General features: G+C 69.1%; 20 protein-coding genes. 13 read left to right on the forward strand and 7 right to left on the reverse strand.

The window, feature by feature from the left end:
• Positions 1–2 precede the first annotated feature (2 nt).
• Positions 3–2,132 (reverse strand): 3-hydroxyacyl-CoA dehydrogenase NAD-binding domain-containing protein, encoded by a 2,130-nt coding sequence (locus MEU52_RS17300; protein ID WP_238123300.1) that lies wholly within the window; start codon positions 2,130–2,132, stop codon positions 3–5.
• A gap of 337 nt (positions 2,133–2,469) precedes the next feature.
• On the opposite strand from MEU52_RS17300, the gene MEU52_RS17305 reads away from it, so the two are divergent.
• Entirely contained in the window at positions 2,470–3,675 is a 1,206-nt protein-coding gene (locus MEU52_RS17305; protein WP_238123299.1) for an acetyl-CoA C-acetyltransferase, read from the forward strand.
• A gap of 98 nt (positions 3,676–3,773) precedes the next feature.
• Here the strand turns inward: MEU52_RS17305 and MEU52_RS17310 are convergent, their stop codons facing one another.
• The 4 genes from MEU52_RS17310 to MEU52_RS17325 form a co-directional block, all read right to left on the reverse strand.
• Entirely contained in the window at positions 3,774–5,294 is a 1,521-nt protein-coding gene (locus tag MEU52_RS17310; protein ID WP_238123298.1) for a 3-hydroxyacyl-CoA dehydrogenase, read from the reverse strand.
• A gap of 14 nt (positions 5,295–5,308) precedes the next feature.
• Positions 5,309–6,361 (reverse strand): NAD(P)H-dependent flavin oxidoreductase, encoded by a 1,053-nt coding sequence (locus MEU52_RS17315; RefSeq protein WP_238123297.1) that lies wholly within the window; start codon positions 6,359–6,361, stop codon positions 5,309–5,311.
• Positions 6,362–6,431: 70 nt separating this feature from the next.
• The gene (locus MEU52_RS17320) at positions 6,432–7,229 is read right to left on the reverse strand and encodes an enoyl-CoA hydratase/isomerase family protein (RefSeq protein WP_238123296.1); all 798 of its coding nucleotides are present in this window, start codon (positions 7,227–7,229) and stop codon (positions 6,432–6,434) included.
• Between the two features lie 162 nt (positions 7,230–7,391).
• Positions 7,392–8,312 carry an IclR family transcriptional regulator gene (locus MEU52_RS17325; RefSeq protein WP_238123295.1) on the reverse strand — a complete coding sequence of 307 codons (921 nt, stop codon included), beginning with the start codon at positions 8,310–8,312 and terminating at the stop codon, positions 7,392–7,394.
• A 323-nt stretch (positions 8,313–8,635) separates the two neighbouring features.
• On the opposite strand from MEU52_RS17325, the gene MEU52_RS17330 reads away from it, so the two are divergent.
• Positions 8,636–10,180, forward strand: a complete 1,545-nt coding sequence (locus tag MEU52_RS17330) for a class I adenylate-forming enzyme family protein (protein ID WP_238123294.1) — start codon at positions 8,636–8,638, stop codon at positions 10,178–10,180.
• A gap of 44 nt (positions 10,181–10,224) precedes the next feature.
• Here the strand turns inward: MEU52_RS17330 and MEU52_RS17335 are convergent, their stop codons facing one another.
• Together MEU52_RS17335 and MEU52_RS17340 are read right to left on the reverse strand one after the other, a co-directional pair.
• The gene (locus MEU52_RS17335; RefSeq protein ID WP_238123293.1) at positions 10,225–11,226 is read right to left on the reverse strand and encodes an NADPH:quinone oxidoreductase family protein; all 1,002 of its coding nucleotides are present in this window, start codon (positions 11,224–11,226) and stop codon (positions 10,225–10,227) included.
• Between the two features lie 23 nt (positions 11,227–11,249).
• Positions 11,250–12,812: an AMP-binding protein gene (locus MEU52_RS17340; protein WP_238123292.1), complete on the reverse strand. Its 1,563-nt coding sequence runs from the start codon at positions 12,810–12,812 to the stop codon at positions 11,250–11,252.
• A 287-nt stretch (positions 12,813–13,099) separates the two neighbouring features.
• Here MEU52_RS17340 and MEU52_RS17345 point away from each other — a divergent pair, with 287 nt between their 5' ends.
• The 11 genes from MEU52_RS17345 to MEU52_RS17395 all read left to right on the forward strand — a co-directional run bounded on the left by MEU52_RS17345 (position 13,100) and on the right by MEU52_RS17395 (position 24,568).
• The gene (locus MEU52_RS17345; protein ID WP_238123291.1) at positions 13,100–14,224 is read left to right on the forward strand and encodes a C4-dicarboxylate TRAP transporter substrate-binding protein; all 1,125 of its coding nucleotides are present in this window, start codon (positions 13,100–13,102) and stop codon (positions 14,222–14,224) included.
• 77 nt (positions 14,225–14,301) lie between these two features.
• Positions 14,302–14,883 carry a TRAP transporter small permease gene (locus tag MEU52_RS17350; RefSeq protein ID WP_238123290.1) on the forward strand — a complete coding sequence of 194 codons (582 nt, stop codon included), beginning with the start codon at positions 14,302–14,304 and terminating at the stop codon, positions 14,881–14,883.
• Positions 14,883–16,187: a TRAP transporter large permease gene (locus tag MEU52_RS17355; protein ID WP_238123289.1), complete on the forward strand. Its 1,305-nt coding sequence runs from the start codon at positions 14,883–14,885 to the stop codon at positions 16,185–16,187. The genes MEU52_RS17350 and MEU52_RS17355 overlap by 1 nt, the downstream gene beginning before the upstream one ends.
• Positions 16,188–16,360: 173 nt before the next feature.
• Positions 16,361–17,524, forward strand: a complete 1,164-nt coding sequence (locus tag MEU52_RS17360; RefSeq protein ID WP_238123288.1) for an acyl-CoA dehydrogenase family protein — start codon at positions 16,361–16,363, stop codon at positions 17,522–17,524.
• Positions 17,524–18,666 (forward strand): CaiB/BaiF CoA transferase family protein, encoded by a 1,143-nt coding sequence (locus MEU52_RS17365; RefSeq protein WP_238123287.1) that lies wholly within the window; start codon positions 17,524–17,526, stop codon positions 18,664–18,666. Before MEU52_RS17360 ends, MEU52_RS17365 begins: the two co-directional genes overlap by 1 nt.
• Entirely contained in the window at positions 18,666–19,559 is an 894-nt protein-coding gene (locus tag MEU52_RS17370) for an FAS1-like dehydratase domain-containing protein (protein WP_238123451.1), read from the forward strand. Before MEU52_RS17365 ends, MEU52_RS17370 begins: the two co-directional genes overlap by 1 nt.
• Positions 19,556–20,365, forward strand: coding sequence for an HpcH/HpaI aldolase/citrate lyase family protein (locus MEU52_RS17375; RefSeq protein ID WP_238123286.1), 810 nt, complete (start codon positions 19,556–19,558; stop codon positions 20,363–20,365). The genes MEU52_RS17370 and MEU52_RS17375 overlap by 4 nt, the downstream gene beginning before the upstream one ends.
• A gap of 107 nt (positions 20,366–20,472) precedes the next feature.
• A complete protein-coding gene (locus tag MEU52_RS17380; protein WP_238123285.1) occupies positions 20,473–21,414 on the forward strand; it encodes a LysR family transcriptional regulator in 942 nt (313 codons plus the stop codon).
• A 169-nt stretch (positions 21,415–21,583) separates the two neighbouring features.
• A complete protein-coding gene (locus tag MEU52_RS17385; protein ID WP_238123284.1) occupies positions 21,584–21,970 on the forward strand; it encodes a Zn-ribbon domain-containing OB-fold protein in 387 nt (128 codons plus the stop codon).
• Positions 21,970–23,121, forward strand: a complete 1,152-nt coding sequence (locus MEU52_RS17390; protein WP_238123283.1) for a thiolase — start codon at positions 21,970–21,972, stop codon at positions 23,119–23,121. The genes MEU52_RS17385 and MEU52_RS17390 overlap by 1 nt, the downstream gene beginning before the upstream one ends.
• An 88-nt stretch (positions 23,122–23,209) precedes the next feature.
• Positions 23,210–24,568 carry an MmgE/PrpD family protein gene (locus tag MEU52_RS17395; protein ID WP_238123282.1) on the forward strand — a complete coding sequence of 453 codons (1,359 nt, stop codon included), beginning with the start codon at positions 23,210–23,212 and terminating at the stop codon, positions 24,566–24,568.
• The last annotated feature ends 131 nt before the right edge of the window (positions 24,569–24,699 follow it).

Here is a 24,699-nt window from a genome sequence, read left to right on the forward strand (position 1 = left end):
CATCAGGCCGCGTCGTCGTAGAAGCCGCGACCGCGGTCGGCGAGGTCGCGCAGATAGGCCGGCGGCCGGAACCGCTCGCCATAGGTGTCGGCCAGCGCATCGCACTCGGCCACGAAGCGGGCGACGCCGATGGTGTCCATATAGGAGCACACACCGCCAGTGTGCTTGGCGAAGCTCCAGCCCAGCACCGAGCCGATGTCCGCATGGCGCGGATCGGCGATCACCCCCTCGCCGAAGCAGCGCGCCGCCTCCACCGCCTGCACGTGGAGCAGCCGGGTGCGCACCGCCTCCGGCGTCGGCTGCTCGGCCGCCACCGGGTAGAGGGTCGCCAGCTCCGGCCACAGGGCCTTGGAGCCATCGGCGGCATAATCATAGAAGCCCTTGCCGTTCTTCATGCCATAGCGGCCGAGACCGGCCAGGTGCTCGACCACCTCGAACTCCACCCCCGGCACCCAGGCATCGCCCTTGTCCCGTCCCTCCTGGACGCGGACCTTGTGCATGGTGTCGATGCCGATGCCGTCACCGAGAGTGAGCGGGCCCATGGGCATGCCGGCCTGGCGGCCGACATTCTCGATCAGCGCCGGGGACACCCCTTCGCGCAGCAGAGCGATGCCCTCGTTGAGATAGGTGGAGACACAGCGGCTGGTGAAGAAGCCCGGCCCGTCATTGACCACGATGGGCGTGCGCCCCAGCACCTTGGAGAGGTCCAGCGCCTCCGCCACGGTGGCGTCGGAGGTCTGCGCGCCGCGGATGATCTCCAAGAGCGCCATGCGCGGCACCGGCGAGAAGAAGTGCAGGCCAATGAAACGGTCGGGCCGGTCGGTGGAATGGGCGAGCTGGGTGATGGGCAGCTTGGAGGTGTTGGAGCCGAACAGCACGTCGCTGCCCGTCACCGCCAGCGTCTTGCGGATCACGTCATCCTTGATGGCGCGATCCTCGAACACCGCCTCGATGATGGCCTGGCAGCCGGCAAGGTCCCCATAATCGGCGGTGGGGTGGATGCGCTCGAGCACCGCCGCGCGGGTCTGCGGCGAGGTGATGCCCTTGGCCACCAGCCGTTCGAGGCTGGCGGCGAGCTTGGCCACCGCGGCCTGCGCCGCCTCCAGGGACTGGTCGAGCAGCACCACCTCGAGGCCGCCTTCCGCCGCCACCTGCGCCACGCCCACACCCATGGTGCCGGCGCCCAGAATGCCGATCTTGGAGAAGCGGCTGGCCGGCGCCGGCGGACGCCCCTTCAGCTTGCGGGCATCGTTCATGGAGAAGAAGAAGGTGCGGATGGTGTTCTGCGCCACGTCGCCCCGCACCAGCTCCACGAGATAGCGGAACTCGATGGCGAGCCCCACGTCGATGGGCACCCGCAGGCCTTCGTAGACGCAGGAGAGGATGGCCCGCGGCGCCGGGAAATTCCCCCTGGTGTCCGCATGCACCTTGGAATCGAGGGCCATGAACCAGCGGTTCATCTCCACGCCGGCGATGTCGCCGCCCGGCGGCACGAAGCCGGGCTGGTCCCACGGCTGCGCCGCCTTGGGGTGGGCGAGGATCCAGGCCCGCGCTGCCGGCAGCAGCTCCTCGGCGGCCACCAGCTCGTCGATGAAGCCGAGCGCCTTGCCGCGTGCAGCGGACACGCGGCTGCCGTCCAGCATCAGCGGCAGGGCCGCCTTGATGCCGATGAGGCGCGGCAGGCGCTGGCTGCCACCGGCCCCCGGCAGCAGCCCCAGCCCCGCCTCGGGCAGGCCGAACACCGCGTCGGGCCGATCGACGGCGATGCGATGGTGACAGGCAAGGCAGATCTCCAGGCCGCCGCCCAGGGCGGTGCCGTTCATGGCCGCCACCACCGGCTTGCCGGCGGTCTCCATGCGCCGCAGGAAATCGCGCAGCGCGCTCATCTTGCCCATGATCTCGGCCGCCGGCTTGCCGCGGAAGCTCTGCAGCAGGGTGAGGTCGGCCCCGGCGATGAACTCCTTCTTGGCGGAGGTGATGATCACCCCCTTGACCGCCGGATCATTCAGCGCCGCCTCGGTGACGGCGATGAACTTCAGGCGGGCATCCATGGACAGGACATTCACCGGACGACCCGGAAGATCCCAGGTGACGGTGGCGATGCCGTCGGCGTCCAGGGCGTACTCGATCATGTGCTTCCTCCGTCAGCGGCCCCTCGCCCCGCGCGGACGGGACCGGCCCTCATCTTTGCGGCGATAATTTCATAATCAATACCGCTTAGCAAAACATAATTTTGCGTGGCGATGCGCACACAGCCGCCCGCACTGACGTCGCGTCGATATTAAATTTTGCATTTATTTCAAATGACTATTCCGCGTTCCTGGCGATTTCCGGAGAACCAGGCGCGCTCAAGCGGCGACATAGACGTCACGCAATCGACGATTTTCGCGAAAATTGCGCTCCAAATGTTTCGCTCAGCGGAATATAAGCATCGGGAGCTGGCTGCGGGCCGGCCAGGGAGGTTGAAGAATGAGCGATGTCTATATCTACGACGCGGTCCGCACGCCGCGCGGCAAGCTGCGCGGCGGCGCGCTCCAGCAGGTCACGCCGATTCGCCTGGCGGCCTCGGTGCTCACCGCCCTGCGCGAGCGCAACGGCTATGCGGCCGATGCCATCGACGACGTGGTGTTCGGCTGCGTGGTGCCGGTGGGCGAACAGGGCGGTGACATCACCCGCGCCGCGGTGCTCGCGGCCGGCTATGACCAGTCCGTCCCCGGGGTCCAGATCAACCGCTTCTGCGGCTCGGGGCTCGATGCGGTGAACATGGCCGCCGGCCAGGTGGCCTCGGGCCAGTGCGGCCTCGCCATCGGCGGCGGCGTGGAAAGCATGACCCGCGTGCCCATGGGCTCCGATGCCGGCGCCTGGACCTCCGATCCGCGCGAGACCTTCGCCAGCCATTATGTGCCCCAGGGCATCGGCGCCGACGTCATCGCCACCCTGCGCGGCTACGACCGCGTCGCCGTGGACGGCTTCGCCGTGGAGAGCCAGCGCCGCACCGCCGTCGCCCAGGACGAGGGGCGCTTCGCCCGCTCCCTGGTGCCGGTGCGGGACATGCACGGCGCCATCCTCCTGGAGCGCGACGAGCATCCCCGCCGGGGCGCCACCCTGCAATCCCTCGCCAAGCTGGAACCCGCCTTCGCCGGCCCCGGCAAGGCGGCGGGCTTCGACGAGCGCATCATCATGCGCTACCCCGGCATCGAGAAGATCAATCACGTGCACACCGCCGCCAATTCCAGCGGCATCGTCGACGGCGCGGCCGCGGTGCTGGTGGGCAGCGCCGCGGCGGGCGACGCCCTGGGCCTGAAGCCGCGCGCCCGGGTTCGCGGCTGGGCCACCGTGGGCTCGGAGCCCGCCATCATGCTCACCGGTCCGGTGGAAGCCTCCAACCGCGCCCTGAAGCGGGCCGGCATGGCGGCCCGCGACATCGACCTGTTCGAGGTCAACGAGGCGTTCGCCTCGGTGGTGATGTTCGTCGCCGAGGAACTGGGCGTGGGCCTCGACCGGGTGAACGTGAATGGCGGCGCCATCGCCCTCGGCCATCCGCTCGGCGCCACCGGCGCCATGATGCTCGGCACCGTGCTGGATGAGCTGGAGCGCACCGGCCGCAGCACCGGGCTCATCACCCTGTGCGTGGCCGGCGGCATGGGCACGGCCGCCATCATCGAGCGCCTCTGAGGGCGCGGCGCCCGCCCGCGGGTGGGCGCCGCCCATATATGAAGCCCGCCGCCGGCATCCCGGCGGCGGGCTTTTTTCGTCGGGCCCCGCGCGGCCTCTCAGCCGCGCGCCGCTTCCGGCGTCACCAAGGGCAGGCCGGTTAGCGCGCGGCGCTTCAGCCAGGCGCTGGGCCGGTAACGCGGGTCGCCATAGAAATCCTGCATGCCTTCGAGGATGCGCAGCACCTGCGCCGGGCCGATCGCCTCGCCCAGGCTCAGCGGCCCCTTGGGATAGCCCAGCCCGATGCGCACGAACGTGTCGATGTCGCCCGGCTCGGCGATCCGCTGCTGGGCGATCTCGCAGGAGATGTTGACGATGGTGGCGACGATGCGCTGCGCCACGAAGCCGACGCTGTCATTGATCACCGAAACCGGCCGGCCGCCGCGGGCCAGCGCCGCATGCAGCGCGTCCCGGTGGGCGGCGGCGGTGTTCACCGTCAGCATCAAGGTGATGCGGCCCTCGAAATAGAGCGGATCCACCGCCGCCGTCCGGGTGGGATCGAGCCCCTGGGCGCGCGCCGCCGAGGTGGCGTCCTGGCCCACCGGCGTCACCAGCGCCAGCGCCTCCGGGCCGGGCCGCTCCCCCTCGTCCAGGGGCACGCCGGCGGCCTTCAGATAGGCCACCACGGGCGCCGCCAGGGCGGCCTCGGCCCGCGACACCCACACAGGGCGCAGGGCGACATCGGGCGCCGCCGGCTCGGCCGGCACCACCTGCCTGCCATCGGGATAGGCATAGAAGCCCTCGCCCACCTTGCGGCCATACAGGCCGGCGGCGATGCGCCGGGGTGGCAGCGGGCTGGGGCGCAGCCGCGGGTCCTGATAGAATTGATTGTAGATGAGCTCGGTCACGGCGAACGACACGTCGAGCCCAGTCAGGTCGAACAGCTCGAACGTGCCCATGCGGAATGACACCGCATCGCGCATGATACGATCCACGGTCAGCGGATCGCTCACGCCCTCCTGCACCACCCGCAGGCCTTCGGTGTAGAGGCCACGGCCGGCGTGGTTGATGAGGAAGCCGGGGCTGTCGATGCAGCGCACCGCCTGGTGGCCGCAGCGGGCGGACACCGCGAACAGCGCCGCCATCACCGCCTCCTCGGTGCGCTCGCCGGCGATGATCTCCACCACCTTCTGCAGCGGCACCGGATTGAAGAAATGGAAGCCGGCCACCCGCCCGGGGCGCGCGCAGCCGGCGGCCACCGCCGTCACCGACAGGGAGGAGGTGTTGGTGGCGAGAATGGCATCGGCCGCGACGATGCCCTCAAGCTCGCGGAACAGGGCGATCTTCACATCGAGCCGCTCGGCCACCGCCTCGATCACCAGATCCGCGTCCCCCATGTCGGCGAGGCTTTCGGCGATGACGATGCGGTCGGTGGCGGCCTGGGCGCTCTCGGCGCTCAAGGTGCCTTTGGCGGCGGCGCGCTTCAGCATGTCTGCGATGAAGGCGAGGGCGTTGTCGGCCGCCGCCCGATTGCCGTCGAACATGCGCACCCGATAGCCGGCCTGCGCCATCACCTGGGCGATGCCCCGCCCCATGGTGCCGGTGCCCACCACGCCGATGGTGGTCAATTCCCTGGTCATTGCGTTTCTCCCTGTCACGCTGCCGCGACGTCCGCGGCCGCGCGCGCGGCCGCTTCCGTGGCGCCCGGCAGGCGCGTCGCATCGAGCACGGCGAGCGCCCGGCCCGCCTCTCCCAGCAATTGGTCATAGATGTCCGCCAGCGGCGCGACCCTGTCGGCGAACACCGCCGCCTGGCCCATGGCCAGCATGCCCTTCTCCACGTCGCCGCTGGCATAGGCCTCGAACTGCACCTTGCCTTCCACATGGGCGCGGTAGGCCTCGAAATCGGCGATGCCCGCCGCCTCCATCTCCGCCACCTGCCGCGCGGTGCCGTTGTCCATCACCCGATAGGTGTTGCGCAGGATCGACAGCACCAGCCGCGAGGCGCGCTCATCGGCCGCGATGATCCGCTGCTTGTAGGGATCCTTGGCCCAGATCTCCTGCGCAACCAGGGTGCGGGTGCCCAGCACCACCCCCGCCGCGCCCATGGCGAGGCAGGCGGTGATCTGGCTGCCGGTGCCAATGCCACCGCCGATCACCACCGGCACATCGAGCCGGGCGGCCGCCAGCGGCGCCTGCACCATGGTGCCGATGAAATCCATGCCCGGATGGCCGCCGCACTCCATGCCGACGATGGCGATGGCATCGGCTCCGTCCTTCACCGCCCGTGCGGCATGGCGCAGGATCGAGACCTTGTGCATCACCTTCGCCCCCGCCTCCTTCAAGGGGGGCAGGAAGGCGGACGGGGTGTTGCCGGCCGTCTCCACGGCGCGGATGCCCTCCTCCAGCAGCACCGCCACGTGGCCATGCAGCATGGCGTTGGCCTCGGGCCGGTTGGAAATGTAGAGATTGACGCCGATGGGGTGGCCCTCCGCCAGGGCCTTGCATTTCTGCAGCTCCGCCCGGAACGCGCCGAGGTCGGGAAAGCTGCGCGCCGTCAGGAAGCCGAGGCCGCCGGCGCGGCCCGCGGCAGCGACATAATCCGCCGTCGACAGCCACATCAGCCCGCCGCACAGGATGGGATGGCGGATGCCGAACAGTCGGGTGATGCCGGTGGCGAACACGGGGGTCTGGTGAAGGGGGGTCATGGCTGCACCGCCTTGAAGGTCGCGCCGCGGCGCGGATGTCGGGAAAGGATCGCCGGGGGCGGGCCCGGGCTCAGCGCGCCTGAAAGCGCGGCGCCCGCTTGGCCATGAAGGCCGCGCGGCCCTCGGCGAAATCCTCGGAGGCGAACAGCACCGCCTGGGCGTCCACCTCGGCGGCCAGCATCGCGTCGAGGCTCGCCGGCATGCGCGCCACCATCGCCTTGGTCAGACCGAGCGACAGGGGCGCGAGGGTGCTCATGCCGGCGGCCAGGGCCTGTGCGGTTTCCAGCGCCGCGCCGGGCGCGGTGAGCACATCCACCAGGCCGAGCTTCTCGGCAGCGGCGCCGTCGAACTCCTGGCCGGCCATCATCAGATATTTGGCGCGCCCGGCCCCCAGCCGTTGCACCAGGGTGTAGGCGGCGCCGAGATCGGGCATCAGGCCGATCTTGGCGAAATTGCAGGCGAAGCGGGCATCGCGGGCGGCCACGATGATGTCACAGGCGGCGGCCAGCGCGGTGCCGGCGCCGGCGGACCAGCCTTCCACCGCCGCGATCACCGGCTTCTCGCAGCTCCACAGCAGGCGGATGACGCGGTGGATGCGCTGCAGGCGCTTCCGGCCGGAAATCGGCGTGACCTGCTCCATGGTGGAGATGTCGCCCCCCGAGCAGAAGCACCCGGCGGCCCCGGTCAGCACGATGACCCGGCAATCCGGGTCCTCCAGCAGGTCCACCAGGCGATCGTGCAGCGCCTCGCGCAGCGTCAGCGACAGGGCGTTGCGGCGGCGCGGGTAGTCGAGAACCAGCGTGCCCACGCCGTCGACCACTGTTTTGTGGACCGTGCCCTGGCCTTCGGGCGCTGCAGTGGCGTTCATCCCGCTCATTCCTCCACATTGTTCCGCTAAGCGGAACTATATTTTATGGGGAGGGATGATAGGGGAATGATAGGGCGGCTGTACAGACGTCAACCACAAAAGTGATGCATTAATTTCGCTTAGCGGTACACACCAGCGCGAAAGAGGCTGAGACAAGCCGGTTCATCGCCCCATCATGGGCGAGATGGTGCGCGCCAGATGCACCAGCCGCGGGCCGAAATCCTCCACCATCCGCTTGGGATCGAGGGCGAAGGAGGGGCCGCCGCAATTCATGGCCATCACCGTGGTGCCGTCGGCGGAGATGAGCGGGGCGCCCACCGCGCGCACCTCGCGCTTCCATTCATTATCCACGTAGCAGAAGCCCCGCTCGTGGATCTCGGCGATGGAATCGAGCACCCGCGCCTTCAGGTCCGGCCAGTCCGCGCCATGGCGGCGCGCCAGCTGCTCGAACATCTCCTCGCGCACCGCATCGGACACCCCGGCCAGATAGGCCCGACCGATGGCGCTGATGCCGATGCCGACCCGCGAGCCGATGTCCAGCCACAAGGTGGTCAGCGCGCTGGAGGAGCATGCATCCACATAGATGAGGCTGAGCCGGTCGCGGCAGGCCAGCGCCACCGAGGCATTGGCGTGGCTGGCCAGCTGCTGCATGTATTCGTGGGCGATCTGGCGCACGCGCATGTTGGCCAGCACCGGATAGCCCAGCGACAGGATGGAGGCGGCCGGCTCGTACTTCCCCAAGCGCTTGATGAAATTGAGATAACCAAGCTCGGTCAGGGTGTAGGTGAGGCGCGAGACGGTGGCCTTCGGCAGGTTGGTGAGCTCCGACAGCTCGGTATTGCCCAGCGGCCCCTGCCCCGGTTTGAACGCGCGCAGAATCTCCAGTCCACGGGCGAGCGCCCAGATGAACTTGCGGTCGTTGGCGTGCTTGGCGCTGATGTCGGCATCGTCGAAGATCAGCGGCACCGCAGAGCGCGAGCCCCGGGCCGCGCCCCCCGTCGTGCGCTCCGTCGTGCGCTCCGTCGTGCGCCCTTCCTGGGCGGGGCGGGCGACGGTGGTGCCCTTGGTTTTCTGCCTCGGCATTCTGTCCACTCGTTAGGGATGCCCACCCGGCGCCAACCGGCGCTGAGCCGGGACAGACATCGCGACCACGGCATCTTTTAACATATAGCTTCGCCCAGCGGAATTTAGCAGCGCTTTTCCGCACAGCGAATGCCGGCCGCGGCGTAAGATGCGGAAATGCGGGGCCACGTGCCCTATTTTGATCCGCTAGTCGACTTTCTTATTCCGTAAAGCGGAATTCATTTGCCGCAACCATGCGTTCTGCTACAAAAGACGAAACACGCCGCGGTGCCGGACCACCCCTTCGACCGCCCGCCGGACCAAAGAAGGAGAGGAAGCAGCCCATGACCACCACCACCGCGCCACTGGAGCTGCCCCGGCGCGTCAGTGAACTGCCGCTGCGCTGGAGCGCCGAGACCCCCGACGCCATCGCCTATGACACCCGCAGCGGCCGCTTCACCTGGGGCGAGGTCGGTGCCGCCATCACGCGCACCGCCGCGCGCCTCACCGCGCTCGGGGTGCGGCCGGGCGACCGGGTGATGGTGATCTCGGAGAACGGCATCGGCACGGTGGTCCTGTTCTTCGCCATCACCCATCTCGACGCCTGGGCCTCCATCGTGAATGCCCGCATGTCCGAGCGCGAGATCGCCACCATGCGCGACTTCGCCGGCGTGCGGACGGTGATCTATGCGGTGGACGATTCACCGGCGGCGGCCAGGCATGCGGCAGCCCTCGCCGATCTGCAGAGCATCGAGGATCCACTGTTCGGCCGCGCCCTCGCCACCCCGGCGGATGCCGCGAGCGTCGCCGAGCCGGTGCAGGCGAGCAACGACCAGATCGCCGTGCTCACCTTCACGTCCGGCACCACCGGCGCCCCCAAGGCGGTGATGCTGTCGCACCGGGCCGTGTCCTACACCGCCTACAGCCAATGCCTGTCGCGGCACCTGACACCCGGCGACGGCATCTATATCGTCTCGCCCCTCAGCCACTCCATCGGCCTGTCCAGCAACCTGCTGGCGGCCGCCATGGCGGGAGCGAAGGCCATTCTCGCCACGGGGTTCGATCCCGCCCACATGACGCGATCCATCCTCGATGGCGACGCCACGTTCCTGGTGGCCGTGCCGCAGCTGTTCTCCCGCCTGCTGGATTATGCGGAAGCGCAGCGGATCGACCTGCGCCAAGGCCACGTCCGCGCCCTGGCCTGCGGCGGCGCCGCCCTCGACCCCACCCTGAAGCAGCGCATCCAGGCGGCCTTCGGCGTCGCCATCGGCAATGGCTATGGCGCCACCGAGATGGTGCCCGTGTGCCGGGTGCCCGATGGGGTGGATGTGGAAGCCAATGTGGTGGGCGTCGCCCAGCCGGGGGTCGAGATCCGCCTGATGGGGAATGACGGCACCGATGCCGCCGAGGGCGAGACCGGCGAAATTTGGGTGCGCGGCCCCTCGCTGATGTCCGGCTATTACCGCAACCCCCAGGCCACTGCGGAGGTGATGCGGCCAGGCGGCTGGCTCGCCACCGGCGACCTCGGCCAGCGCGATGCCGACGGCCACTATCGCATCGTCGGCCGCCTCAAGGAGCTGATCATCCGCTCCGGCTTCAACGTCTATCCCATCGAGGTGGAATCGGTGCTGGGCAGCCACCCGGCGGTGGGCCAGTCGGCGGTGGTGGGCCGCGATGTGCCCGGCAATGAGGAGGTGGTGGCGTTCGTCCAGCTGCTGCCGGGCCGGCAGGCCACCGCCGAGGAGTTGACCACCTACCTGCGCGACCAGCTGGCGCCCTACAAGATCCCGGTGGAGATCCGCATCGGCGAGCTGCCCATCGGCCCTACCGGCAAGATCATGAAAAGCGCCTTGAAGCGGGAGGCGCAGAACACCCCCCTCGCCTCCTGATCCGCAAGCGGGGCACCCGGCCCGCATCGGATGCCCCGCGCGCCCTAAAGGTCCAGCAGCACCCGCCCCACCGCCTGGCGATCGGTGACGAGGCGCATGGCGTCGCGGAACTCGGCCAGCGGACGGCGGGCGTGCAGCACCGGCGCGATCCGTCCTTCGCACCACCAGGCGAGCAACTGCTCCATGCCCTGCCCATAGCGGGCGGCGAAGCGCGCGCGCTCATCCACCACGCCCCAGCCCACATACTGGCCAAGGTTGAAGCCCGCCACGGCGATGTTCTTCAACAGGATCAAGTTGGTGGCAACGGTGGCGATATCGCCACCGACGAACCCCACCACCAGCAGCCGGCCATCCTCGTCCAGGCATCGCAGCGAACGCTCGAAGACCGAGCCGCCCACCGTGTCGAGGATCACATCCACCCCGCGCCCGCCGGTCGCCTCCCGCGCCACCGCCTGGAAGTCGGCGGTGGTGCTGTCGATGACGTGGTCGACCCCGCGCCGGGCGAGAAAACGGCGCTTCTCCTCCCCACGCACCACCGCGAACACCTCGCAGCCATGGGCCTGGGCGATATCGACGGCGCCCAGCCCCACGGCACCGGCGGCGCCGTGGATCAACACCCGGTCGCCGGCCTTGATCTTCGCCCGCCACAACAGCGCGCCATAGGCCGTCATATAGGAGATGGGCAGGGCGATGGCGGCATCCAGCGGCAGCCCGTCCGGCACCTTGAAGACATGGCGGCGATGGATGACCGCCTGTTCCGCATAGGCACCGAAATCCGCCACCGCGCAGACCCGGTCGCCGGGGACGAGGCCGCTCACCTGCGGCCCCACCTCCAGCACGATGCCAGTGACCTCGGTACCCGGGGAAAAGGGCAGTGGCGGCTTGCGCTGATATTTGCCGGCCACCACCAGGGTGGTGGCCCAGCTGACCCCGGCGTGGCGCACCTCGATCCGCACGTCCTCGGGGTGCCGCAGCGGCGGCACCGATACCCGCGTCAGCTCCAGCTCATCGAAGGGGCGCCAACTTTCGCAGACGACCGCGCGCATGGTTGCATTCATGATCATCCCCCTCAGATGGCGCGGGCCTGGTCCTGCCAGAAGCGGTCGCGGATCTTCCGCTTCAGCACCTTGCCCACCGAGCTCTTGGGCAGCTCCTCCCAGAACTCGTAATGCTTGGGCGTCATCACCCCGCTGAGGCGCTCGCGGCTCCAGGCCCGCAGCGCTTCGGCATCCAGCGCCTGGCCGGGCGCCAGTTGCACCACGGCGGTGAGCGCCTCGCCCCACTTCTCGTCGGGAATGCCGATCACCGCGCAATCCTGGATCGCCGGGTGGGCGAGCAGCACCTTCTCCACCTCGCCGGGGAAGACGTTGAAGCCGCCGGTGATCACCAGGTCGCGCTTGCGGTCCACCAGGTAATAATAGCCGTCGCCATCGCGATAACCGAGATCGCCGGTATGGTGCCAGCCATAGGCGAACACCTCGTGGGTGGCCTCCTCCTGGTCCACATAGCCCGCCATCACCTGGTTCGAGCGGACCACGATCTCCCCCACCTCGCCATCGCCCAGCAGCTGGCCATCGGCGTTCATGATGCCGAGCACGGAGAAGGGCCCGGGCCGGCCGGCGCTGCGCAGGCGATGGGCCAGCTCGGGCTCCGCCACCGCTTGCGCATATTCGCCCGGCGACATCCAGGTGATGGTGGTGGCCACCTCCGTCTGCGCATAGAATTGCGCGAAGCAGGGGCCGAAGATGTCGATGGCGCGGCGGATCTTCTCCGGCGCCATGGGCGCCGCGGCGAACATGAAATAGCGCAGCGAAGAATAATCGAAGTCGCGCACCTGCGGGTGGTCCAGCAGCATGTAGATGGCGGTGGGCGGCAGCATGGCGGCCGAGATCCGCTCCGCCGCGATGACCTGCATGATCCGCAGGGGATCGTTCTTCGCCATCATGCGCACGGTGCCGCCCAAAGCGAAGACCGGCGGCGCCAGCGCCCCGCCCGCATGGGTCATGGGGGCGACCAGCAGAAACCGGGGCGGCGCCTCGAAGCTCCACAGAGCGAGATAGGCCGCCACGTTCATCTCATAGGACAGGTGATTGTGGCGCACCCCCTTCGGCGTGCCCGTGGTGCCGCCGGTGCAGGAGATGCGAAACAGATCGGCGCTGTCCACCCGCCCCGCCGGATAGGCCACCGGCGTGGCGTCGAACGCCTCCAGCCGCGCGCGCAGCCCCGGCCCCTCGGCGCCCGCCGCATCGATGCAGATGGCGTGGGTGATGGAGGGCACCGCTGCCCGATAGGCCGCCACATCGGCCTCGAAGCTGGAATGGTAGAGCAGCGCCTTGGGACGCCCCACCTCGAGATGGTGGATATTGTCGGCCACGGTGTTGCGGACATTGAGCGGCACCCAGCCGGCCTCCGCCCGCAGAATGCCGAGCGCCGCCACATAGCCGAACGCATCGTTGGGCGAGATGAAGGCCACCGCGTCGCCGGGCTCCACCCCCAGGCTCCGCAGCAGCCGGGCCGCCTGATGGGTGAGCGCCGCCGCCTCCCGATAGGAGATCGCGGTCGCATCGTCGCTCAGGCACGCCCGCTCGGGCGCGAGCATGAGCCCCCGGTCAAAAAAGTCGATAACCCGCATGACGCTTCCTCGCTGTACCGCTTAGCGGAATCTTTTGCTCAACCAAGCTCGCAACCGGGATGCCGGGAACACCGGAAACATTCACAAAGCGTTGCGCACTCGGCACGGCTTATTGTGTCGTTCTTCTGAAAACCTGCGAAAAATTCAGGGGCAACACCTCCCGCGATGGGTCGCTGCGGTTTGACAGTCTCGAGATTTTGCGATTATGTGATACCACTCTGCGAAACAAAAATCTCACAATAAATGGCGACCGTATCCGCAGGCGGCGCACCCCCGGGAGGACATTCATGACGACGGCTCCAGGAGTATCGACCCGCCAAGCCCTGCCCGGGGCGCTGGTCGCGGCCGGCCTGCTGATCAGTTCGGCGGTCGCCGCCGGCGAGCTGAGCTACGGCAGCATCAGCCCACCCACCCACGCCCTCATCACCGAGGGCTTCCAGCCCTATGCCGACAAGGTGAAGCAGGAGACCGGCGGCAAGGTGAGCTTCCAGCTGTTCAGCGGCGGCTCGGTGGTCAGCGCCAAGACGGTCCTGTCCAGCATCGGCGACGGGCTGGTCTCGTCGGGCTATGTGGTGGACGCCTACATTCCCCAGGTGCTGCCCAACTCGAACCTGTCGTCAGACCTCGGCGTCTATAACAACAACGCCCTGAGCGCGACCGCCGCCGCCACCGAATATCAACTCCTCAACTGCCCCGGCTGCCTGAAGGACATGGACAAGGCCGGCGCCGTCACCTTGGGCGTCCATTCGCTCGCGCCCTATGTGCTCATGTGCAAGACCGAGGTGAAGAACCTCGCCGACCTCAAGGGCAAGAAGGTGAAGACCGCGGGCCTGTGGGGCCGGCTCACCGCCGAGTTCGGCATGACCCCGGTGAACCTGCCCGTCACCGACATCTATGAGGCGCTGGAGCGCGGCACCCTCGACTGCGTGCTCGGCCCCGAGGGCTGGCTCAAGTCCTACAACATCTGGGATTCCGTGCGCTTCGTCATCGAGGAGCCCCTCGGCACGTGGGCCGGCGGTCACGGCATGGCCGTGAACAAGGCCGCCTGGACCGCCCTCACCCCCGACCAGCGCGCCGTGATGCTGGCCAACGCGCCGGCCCTGCTCACCGGCATGACCCTCGCCTATGACCACGAGGCGGCCATCGCCCGCGCCGAAGCCAAGAAGCGCGACATCACCTATGTCCCGACCCTTCCCGGCCTCGATGCCGCGTTCCAGCAGGCCCGTGAGGGCGTGCGCGCCGAAGCGGTGAAGAAGGCCGCCTCCCGCGGCGTCCAGGATCCCGAGACGGCGGCCAAGACCTATCGCGCGCTGCTCGGCAAATGGGAGAAGATCGTGGCCGACGCCAAGGGCGATCGCACCAAGATCGAAGCCGCCATGAAGGCGGAGATCTACGACAAGCTGCCCAACTGAGCCCGGTCGCCCCATCCTTCGCGGCCCGGGTCGCGCGCCCGGGGCGTGGAGGATGGCGCTTGCCTGCGGAGCCCCCCATGTCTGTGTTCCGAATGTCGAGGCGCCTGGTGGAACAGGCGGCCAAGGCCAGCTATTTCGTCGCCGCGCTGTTCATTCTTGCCATGATGCTCCAGGTGGGCGCCGACGCGGCGGCCCGGACCCTGTTCGGCGCGCCCCTCACCGGCACGCTGGAGATCGTCTCCAACTGGTACATGGTGGGCATCACCTTCCTGCCCCTCGCCCTCATCCAGTTCCGCCACGAGCATCTCATCGTCGAGCTGTTCACCCAGAATATGAGCGCCCGCCGCATCGCCGCCCTCGATGCGCTGATGCAGCTTATTTCGGCCGCCCTGCTGCTGGTGTGGACCGCCTCGGCGGTGGAGATGGCCATGGCCAAGACGGCCATTTCCGAATCCCTCGACGCGGTCTTCTTCGAGGTGCCCATCTGGCCCACCCGCTGGATCTTCGCCTTTGGCATCGGCCTGTGCGGCCTCGCCTTCGCCCTGTCGGCCATCGAAACCATCTGGTTCGGCCTCACCCGCCGCAGCCTGGCGCCCAGCCCCGCGGGCACGCCGCAACAAAACCCGCACCACCGCGAACAGGATCAGGAACGCCCGTGATGACTTCCGGCATGGTCACCATCATCGTCTTCCTGCTGCTGTTCGCGCTGCTGGGCCTGCGCGCGCCCATCGCCATCGCGCTGTCCCTGGTCTCCATCCTCGGCATCGCCATGCTGCGCGGCACCGGCACCGCCTGGTCGGCCATGGCCGCCATCCCGTACGACTTCGCCGCCCACTGGTCGTTGTCGGCGATCCCACTGTTTCTGCTGATGGGTGCCATCGCCTATCATGGCGGGCTCACCACCACCCTGTTCGCGGCCGCCCGCGTCTGGCTCAGCTGGATGCCCGGCGGCCTGGCGGTGGCGGCCAACGCGGCCAGCACCATGTTTTCCGCCGCCTCCGGATCCAGCATGGCCACCGCCGCCGCCATGACCCGCCTGGCGGTGCCGGAAATGCTCAAGCGCGGCTATGACCCGGGCCTGTCCACCGGCGTCATCGCCGCGTCCGGCACCATCGGCGCCATGATCCCGCCCTCCATCGCCTTCGTGATCTACGGCTGGTACACGGAAACCCCGGTGGGCAAGCTGCTGATCGCCGGCATTCTCCCGGGCCTGCTGACCGCGGCCTGCTACATGGGCCTCATCATCGTCCGCGTGAAGCTCAACCCGGCGCTCGCACCAGCGGTAACCGAGCGCTATGGCTGGGGCGAGCGGTTCCGCATGCTGGCGGGCATCTGGCCGGTGCCGCTGCTGATCTTCTCGGTGATCGGCTCGATCTACACGGGGTTTGCCACCGCCACCGAATCCGCCGCCCTCGGCGCCATCGCCACCTTCGTGCTGTGCCTGATCCGCCGCTCGCTGGACTGGACCGCCTTCAAGGCGGCGCTGGCGGATAGCCTGCGGGCCTCCGCCACCATCTTCTTCATCGCCCTGGGCGCGGCCCTGTTCACCCGCTTCCTCGCCCTCGGCGGGGTGCCGATGCACATGGCCGAGGTGGTCAACGCCTTTGATCCCAATCCGCTCACCATCATCCTGGTGATGATCGTGCTCTACCTCGTCATCGGCATGTTCCTCGATCCCATCGGCATCATGCTCATCACGCTGCCGGTGCTGCTGCCGGCGTTCAAGGCGGTGGGCCTCGATCTGGTGTGGATGGGCGTGCTCGTGGTGAAGATGATCGAGATCGGCCTGCTCACCCCGCCGGTGGGGCTGAACATCTATGTGGTGAAATCGGTGATCGGCGATCAGGTACCCCTCGGCACCATCTTCAAGGGGGCGGCGTGGTTCCTGCTGGCCGAGGTGTTCATCGTCGCGCTGCTGATCGCCTTTCCCTCCATCAGCCTGTTCCTGCCGAGCCTGATGTGAGAGGTGGGCTAGAGCGTCCTGCTATAGGCCATAGGCAAAAGAATTATTCGATCTGTGGCGGGGCATAACATAATCTATACTTTCTAATGCTCGAAATGCGCCCGCAAACATGAAGAATAAGAGAGCCCCCGCTGCGCTGCCGGGGCTCCCGCTCCTGGGTTGAGGAAGAGACGATGCAGACCATCGGCAGTGACCAGTATCAGGACATCCGCGACGCGGTGCGCGCCCTGTGCGCGGACTTTCCGGCGGAATACCACCGCAAGGTGGACGAGGCCCGCGGCTATCCCGAAGCCTTCGTCGATGCCCTGACCAAGGCCGGCTGGATGGCGGCACTGATCCCGGAGGCCTACGGCGGCTCGGGCCTCGGCCTCACGGAAGCCTCGGTGATCATGGAGGAGATCAACCGGGCCGGCGGCAATTCCGGCGCCTGTCACGGCCAGATGTACAACATGAACACCCTGGTGCGGCACGGCTCGGAGGCGCAGCGGCAGAAGTATCTGCCGAAGATCGCCGCCGGCGAGCTGCGTCTGCAGTCCATGGGCGTCACCGAGCCCACCACCGGCACCGACACCACCAAGATCAAGACCACCGCCGTGCGCAAGGGCGACCGCTACGTCATCAATGGGCAGAAGGTGTGGATCTCCCGCGTCCAGCACTCCGACCTGATGATCCTGCTCGCCCGCACCACGCCGCTGGCCGAGGTGAAGAAGAAGTCGGAAGGGCTGTCCATCTTCATCGTGGACATCAAGGAGGCCATGGGCGCCGGCATGGCGGTTCGGCCCATCCTCAACATGGTGAACCACGAGACCAACGAACTGTTCTTCGACAATCTGGAAATTCCCGCCGAAAACCTCATCGGCGAGGAAGGCCAGGGCTTCAAATACATCCTCACCGGCCTCAACGCCGAGCGCACGCTGATCGCGGCGGAATGCATCGGCGATGGCTACTGGTTCATCGACAAGGTGTCGGCCTATGCCAAGGAGCGCACCGTGTTCGGCCGTCCCATCGGCCAGAACCAGGGGGTGCAATTCCCCATCGCCGAGGCCTTCATCGAGGTGGAGGCGGCCAACCTGATGCGCTTCGAGGCCTGCCGGCGCTATGATGCCCACCAGCCCTGCGGCACCCAGGCCAACATGGCAAAATACCTTGCCGCAAAGGCGTCCTGGGAGGCGGCCAACGCCTGCATCCAGTTCCACGGCGGCTTCGGCTTCGCCTGCGAGTATGACGTGGAGCGCAAGTTCCGCGAAACCCGCCTGTATCAGGTGGCCCCCATCTCCACCAACCTCATCCTGAGCTATGTGGCCGAGCACGTGCTCGGCCTGCCGAGGTCGTTCTGATGACGGCGCCCGCCCGCCTGCCGCTGGACGGCATCACGGTGGTGGCCATCGAGCAGGCGGTGGCCGCGCCCTTCGCCTCCGCCCGCCTCGCCGATGCCGGCGCCCGCGTCATCAAGATCGAGCGGGCGGAAGGGGATTTCGCCCGGGGCTATGACGATGTGGCCAAGGGCCAGGCGAGCTATTTCGTGTGGCTCAACCGCGGCAAGGAATCGGTGGTGGTGGATCTCACCACGCCCGATGGCAAGGCCGAGGTGGAACGCCTCCTCGCGCAGGCCGACGTGATGATCCAGAACCTGAAGCCGGGCGCCCTGGAGCGGCTGGGCCTCGGCCGGGAGCATCTGCGCACGGCCTTTCCCCGCCTCGTCATGTGCTCCATCTCCGGCTATGGCGACAAAGGTCCGCTCGCGGAGCGCAAGGCCTATGACCTTCTGGTGCAGGCCGAATCCGGCCTTGCCTCCATCACCGGCGGGCCGGAGAGCGCCTCGCGCGTGGGCATCTCCATCGTCGACATCGCCACCGGCGCCACCGCCTATGCCGCCATTCTCGAAGCGCTGATCGCCCGCGCGACCAGCGGCGAAGGGGCGGACATCCGCATTTCCATGTTCGACGTGATGGCCGATTGGCTCACCGTGCCCCTGCTGCACGCCGAGGCCGGCAAGAGCCCGGCGCGGGCCGGCCTCGCCCACCCCTCCATCGCCCCCTATGGGGTGTTCCACACGGCGGACCGCGTGGAGATTCTCATCTCCATCCAGTCCGAGCGGGAATGGAAGACATTCGCCGAGAGGGTGCTCGCCGATGCCGCCCTCGCCGAGGATCCGCGCTTCTGCTCCAACGTGGCGCGGGTGGCCAACCGCGCCGCCACCGACGCGGTGGTGGGCGCGGCCTTCGCCAGCCGCGCGGCCGAAGACATGATCGCCCTGCTGCAGCGGGCGGATGTGGCCTTCGCGGCGGTGAACGACATGGCCGCCTTGTCGCGGCACCCGCACCTGCGGCGGATCACTGTGGAGACCCCGGCCGGCCCGGTCTCCTTCCCGGCGCCCGCCCCCATCGTCCAGGGGGCGCCGCGCGTCTATGGTCCGGTGCCGGCCATCGGCGCCCACGGGCCGCTGCCCGCCGCCGCGACAGGGAGCCCCACGCCATGATGCCCGCCAACGCCCCACTCGACATCGCCCCACTCGACATCGCCCCACTCGACATCGCCCACTTGCAATCCTGGATCGGTCGCACAGAGACCGCCACCGAGGTGGCCACCGCCGATCTGGTGCGCCGTTTCCACGCCACCTTCGATGTGGAGCCTGGCGCGCCACAGCCCGGCGAGGCGGCGCCGCCCCTGCTGCATTGGTGCCTCACCCAGCCGGCCGCCCCCACCGAACAGCTCGGCCCCGACGGGCACCCCATGCGCGGCGGCTTTCTGCCGCCGGTGCCCCTGCCCCGGCGCATGTGGGCCGGCGGCGACCTGCGCTTCGACGGCGAGATGGCGGTGGGCGATACCGTGCGGCGGCTGTCGCGGGTGGACGACGTGACGGTGAAGACAGGGCGCACCGGCACCTTGTGCTTCGTCACCGTGGCCCATGAGATCACCAGCGGCAGCCGCCTCGTCGTGCGGGAGCGGCAGGACATCGTCTATCGCGGCCTCGATCCGGCCCCCGAGACGGCTTCCGCCCCCAAACCGGCACCGGTCGCCGCGCCCGCCGGCGCCCACCAGCGCGTGGTGGACCCGAGCCCGCCGCTGCTGTTCCGCTATTCGGCGCTCACCTTCAACGGCCACCGCATTCACTATGACCGCTCCTATGTCACGCAGGTGGAAGGCTATCCTGGCCTGATCGTGCACGGCCCGCTGCAGGCCACGCTGCTGCTGCGCTTCGCCAGCGAGATCCATGGCGCCGCGCCGGCCCGCTTCAGTTTCCGCGCCCTCTCGCCGCTGTTCGATACGGCGCCGGTGCAGCTGCACGCCGATGCCGATGGCAGCAGCCTCAAGCTCTGGACCGCTCGCCCCGGCGGTCCGCTGGCCATGACGGCGGAGGCGCAGTGGTGATGTCCGTCGCCGATGCCGTGAGCTTCCTGTTCGTGCCGGCCCACCGGCCCGACCGCTTCGCCAAGGCGGCGGCGGCCGGTCCGGATGCCATCATCCTCGATCTTGAAGACGCCGTGCCCGAGGCGGCCAAGGCCGCGGCCCGCGCGGCGCTCGAAACCGGCTTCAGCACCGGGCCGGTGCTGGTGCGCATCAATGCCGCCGGAACACCCTGGCATGGGGACGACCTCGACGCCGTGCGGGCACTGCGCCCCACGGCGCTGATGCTGCCCAAGGCCGAGCAGGTGGACACCCTGGACAGGGTCGCCGCGCAGGCGCCGGGCCTCCCCATCGTGGCGCTCATCGAGAGCGCCGCCGGCCTGGCCGCCGCCCGCGCCCTCGCCGCCCATCCGGCGGTGGCGCGGCTCGCCTTCGGTTCGGTGGACTTCTGCGCCGATCTCGGCTGCGCCCATATCCGCGAGGCCCTTGCCAGCGCCCGCGCCGAGCTGGTGCTGGCCGCCCGCCTGGCGGCCCGGCCCGGCCCCATCGACGGCGTCACCACCGCCATCGCCGATGCCGTGCAGGTGACCGACGATGCGCGCCACGCCCGCGCCCTGGGCTTCACCGGCAAGCTCGCCATCCATCCCCAGCAGATCGCGCCGCTCAATGCCGGCTTCCGGCCCACGGATGACGAGATCGCCTGGGCCCGCAAGGTGCTGGCTTCCGGCGACGGCGCCGCGGCGGTCGACGGCGCCATGGTGGACGCGCCGGTGCGCGCCCGCGCCCGCACCATCCTCACCCGGGCCGGGATGCCGGTCGGCGCCCCATAACGTTCCGCCTAGCGGTTTTTATGACCCAGAAAGACGCAGCATCCCTTCCCTCCCCGGCGCGATTGTGCACCATAAGGCTGCATCGCTCCCACGCGCAGGATTCGAGGGTGGACCTTCGTCAGCTCCGCTATTTCATCGCCATCATCGAACGCGGCTCCTTTTCCAAGGCGGCGGCGGCGCTGAACGTGGCGCAGCCCGCCCTCAGCCTGCACGTGCGGAACATGGAGGCGGAGCTCAATGCACAGCTGCTGTTCCGCAGCGCGAAAGGCGTGGTGGCCACCGAGGCGGGCGAAACCCTGCTGCGGCATGCCCGGCTCATCATCGACCAGCTGGCCACCGCCGAAACGGAGATCCGCCGGCACGACGAGGCGCCCGCGGGCGAGGTGCGCCTCGGCCTGCCGGGCACCATCAGCGAAATCCTCTCCGTGCCGCTCATCATGGCGGCCCGGGCGCGCTATCCGGCCATCAAGCTGCGCATCGCCGAGGCCATGAGCGGCTTCGTGCTGCAGTGGCTGCGCGAAGGCCATGTGGACCTCGCCCTTCTCTATGGCGCGGCGCCGGATGCGACGCTGGTCTCCCAGCACATGCTGAGCGAAACCCTCTACCTGCTCAGCCCGTCGCACCCGCCGGAGGGGCTCCGCCTGCCCGGCGGCGCCACGCTGGCCTACCGGCAGGTGGCCGCGCTGCCCCTCATTCTGCCCAGCCTGACCCACGGGCTGCGGGCGCAGCTGGAGCACGAGGCGGCCGCCATCGGCGTCACCCTGAACACCATTCTCGAGGTGGATTCCTACAACAATATCAAGCGCCTGGTGGAAAATTGCGTGGGCTGCTCCATTCTGCCCTACACCGCCATCGCCCGCGAGGTGGAAGAGGGGCGCCTGCGCTTCCGGGCCATCGGCAAGCCCGTCCTGAAGCGCACCGTGCACCTCGCCCGCGCCGCCACCCGCCCCATGACCAACGCCGTCGCCGCCATCGAGGCGCTGAGCCGCGAGACCCTGCTGGCCCTGGCGCTGGACGGCCGCTGGAGCGGCGCGGAGCCGGCTGCATGAGCGGCGCATGAGCCCCGCCCTGCCGGCCCGCCCGCCGGGGTGATCCCGCAATCCCCTCCCCGCCCGAGGGTGGGAGGGTTCGCCGCCACGGCCTTTTCCGCGCCCCGCGCGGGCGAGGCCCCAACGCCACAGGCGCGACGGCTGCCGCCAGTCGCGCAGGATGAGAGCCATGACACACACACCAACCGACGCGGCCGGGCCGCAGGCGACCTACGAGGCCTTTCTGCGATCCGGCCGCTTCATGATCCAGCGGTCCCGGTCCACCGGCGAATATGTCTTCTATCCCAAGGTGGTGGCGCCCTCGGGCGCGACCGATCTGGAGTGGCAGGCCCCCTCCGGCCTCGGCAGCGTCTATGCGCTGACCGTCAACCGCGACAAGGCCGGCAGCTACAACATCGCCCTGGTGGAGCTCGATGAGGGGGTGCGGATGATCAGCACCATCATCGGCGTGGAGAGCGTGCCGGTGGGCACCCGCGTCAAGGCCGAGATCGAGGGCACGGGCGATGCCGCCCGTGTGGTGTTCCGCCCGCTCGCGGGCGCTGAGGAGGCACGCTGATGAGCCGCGATTACCGAGGCAAGGCCGCCATCGTCGGCATGGCCACCGCCGGCGTGGGCGAAGCGCCCGGCTTCAGCGCCATCGAGCTTCTGGGCCTCGCCGCGGTGGCGGCGCTGCGCGATGCGGGCCTGTCCACCCGCGATGTGGATGCGGTGTTCGCCGCCACCTCCAGCCACGCCTTCCCCACCATGAGCGTGGTGGAGCACCTGGGCCTCAAGCCCCGCTTCTTCGGCGGCACCAACGTGGGCGGCGCCAGCTTCGAGTTCCACCTGCTGCAGGCCACCATGGCGCTGGAAGCCGGGCTGTGTGACGTGGCGCTGATCTGCTACGGCTCCAACCAGCGCACCGCCGGCGGCAAGCTCGCCTCCATGAGCGAGGCGCAGTGGCACGAGGTGCCCTACCGCACCCGCCATCCCATCACCGCTTATGCCCTCGCCACCAGCCGGCACATGGCGCAATACGGCACCACCCGGGAAAACCTCGCCGACGTGGCGGTGGCCGCCCGCGCCTGGGCCAATCTGAACCCCGATGCCTTCGCCCGCGGCCCGCTGACCCGCGAGGACGTGCTGGCCAAGCGGATGATCTCCGATCCCCTGACCACCGGCGACTGCTGCCTGGTCACCGACGGCGCCGCCGCCTGCGTGCTGGTGCGCGCCGAACGTGCCAAGGACCTGCATGATCGCCCGGTGTATTTCCTCGGGGCCGGCGGGGCCAACTGGCATCGCTCCATCCAGGCCATGCCCGATCTCACCGTCACCCCGGCGGCGGAATCCGGCCCGCGGGCGCTGGAGATGGCCAAGGTGGCGCGGGCCGACCTCGATCTGGTGATGGTCTATGACGCCTTCACCATCAACACCATCCTGTTCCTGGAGGACCTCGGCTTCTGCCCGAAGGGCGAAGGCGGACGGTTCGTGTCCGACGGCAACATCCTGCCCGGCGGACGGCTGGCGGTGAACACCAATGGCGGCGGCCTGTCCTGCGTGCATCCAGGCATGTACGGCATGTTCCTGATCGCCGAGGCGGTGGCGCAGATCCGCGGCGAGGCCGGCGAGCGGCAGATCCAGGACTGCAACCTCGCCCTGTGCCACGGCAACGGCGTCACCCTGTCCGCCCAGTGCACCGCCATCCTCGGCTCGCAAGCCGCCCTGTAGAGCGCATCCCGCACCCGCGCCCCCATGGCACCCCGACGGTGACGGCGCGGGTGCCATGGCCCCTCCCCCAAAAGAGGCGTGAAAGCCCATGACGGAAACGACCCTCACCCTTGCCCGCTTCGTCGCCGACCTCGCCGCCGCCGACCTGCCGCCGGCGGTTCCGGCCCGCGCCCGCGACCTCACCATCGATCTCGTCGGCAGCATCATCCGCGCCGGGCGCGAGGCGGATTCCAGCCCGTCCCTGTTCGCCATGCTGCGGCGCCTGGGCCTTGATGCCCCCGGTGATGCCACGGTGTTCGGCGCCGATCGCGGCTATACGCCGGCGGTGGCGGCGCTGCTGAACGGCGCGCTCGGCCACTCCCTCGACTTCGACGACACCCATGCGGACAGCTCCCTGCACCCGAGCGCGCCCGTGGTGCCGGCGGCGCTGGCGGCGGCGCAGATGACCGGAGCCTCCGGCCGCGACCTGCTCACCGCCATCGTCGCCGGCTATGAAGTGTGCTGCCGGCTGGGCAATGCCCTCGATCCCACGCGCCATTACGCCCGCGGATTCCACCCCACCGCCACGGCGGGCACGTTCGGTGCGGCGGCCGCCGCCGGCAAGCTGCTCGGCCTCGATGCGGCGGGCATTGCCTGCGCCTTTGGCGTGGCGGGCTCGCAGGCCGCCGGCTCCCTGCAATTCCTGGTCAACGGCGCCTGGAACAAGCGCTGGCAGGTGGGCGCTGCCGCCATGAACGGTCTGATAGCGGCCACCCTGGCCGCCGAGGGCTTCCGTGGCGCCAGCGCCGCCATCGAGGGGCCCCACGGCTTCCTCCACGCCTATACCGACGACGCCCGGCCGGAACTGGCGGTGGCCGATCTCGGCCGCGTGTGGGAAACCATGAAGATCGGCGTCAAGCCCTATCCCGCCTGCCGCTACACCCATGCCGCCGTCGACGGCCTGCTCGCCCTGCGGCGGGAGGCGGGCCTTTCGCCCGACGACATCCTGGCGGTGCACATCGGCCTGCACCGCAATGGCGTGACGCTCACCGGCGCGCCCCTGGAGGAGAAGCAGCACCCGCGCAACATCGTCGACGGCCAGTTCTCCATGCCGTTCGCCGCCGCCGTCGCGCTCCATCGCGGGCGGTTCGGTTGGGACGACTATGCCCTTATCGGCGATGCCGCCATCGAGGCCACCGCGGCACGGGTGGAGGTGCACCGCGACGCCCGCCTGGAGGGGCTGCGTCACCCCTTCGGCGCCCATATCAGCCTGCGCACCACCAAGGGCGACATGGAGCGCCACATGGCCGATCCCTCCGGCGAGCCGGAGACCTTCCCCAGCGACGAGGTCATCGCCGACAAGTTCATGACCCTGGCGTCGCCGGTTCTGGAGAATGCGGCCGCGTCCCTCCTGGACCGGCTCGGCAGCCTGGAAGAGGTGGCCGACATGCGCCGGCTCGCCGGCTGAGCCGCCGCCACCGATGCGGCATCGAAGGACCTGAGAGACAACGGCTCCCCCAGCCCCTGGGGCCGCCACGCATCGCCGGCGCTGGACCCCGCACAATAGTGGTGGTGCCCGCCGGCGATTTCAATTATGGG

This window comes from Xanthobacter sp. NM-25, assembly GCF_022138605.1.
Lineage (GTDB): Bacteria > Pseudomonadota > Alphaproteobacteria > Rhizobiales > Xanthobacteraceae > Xanthobacter.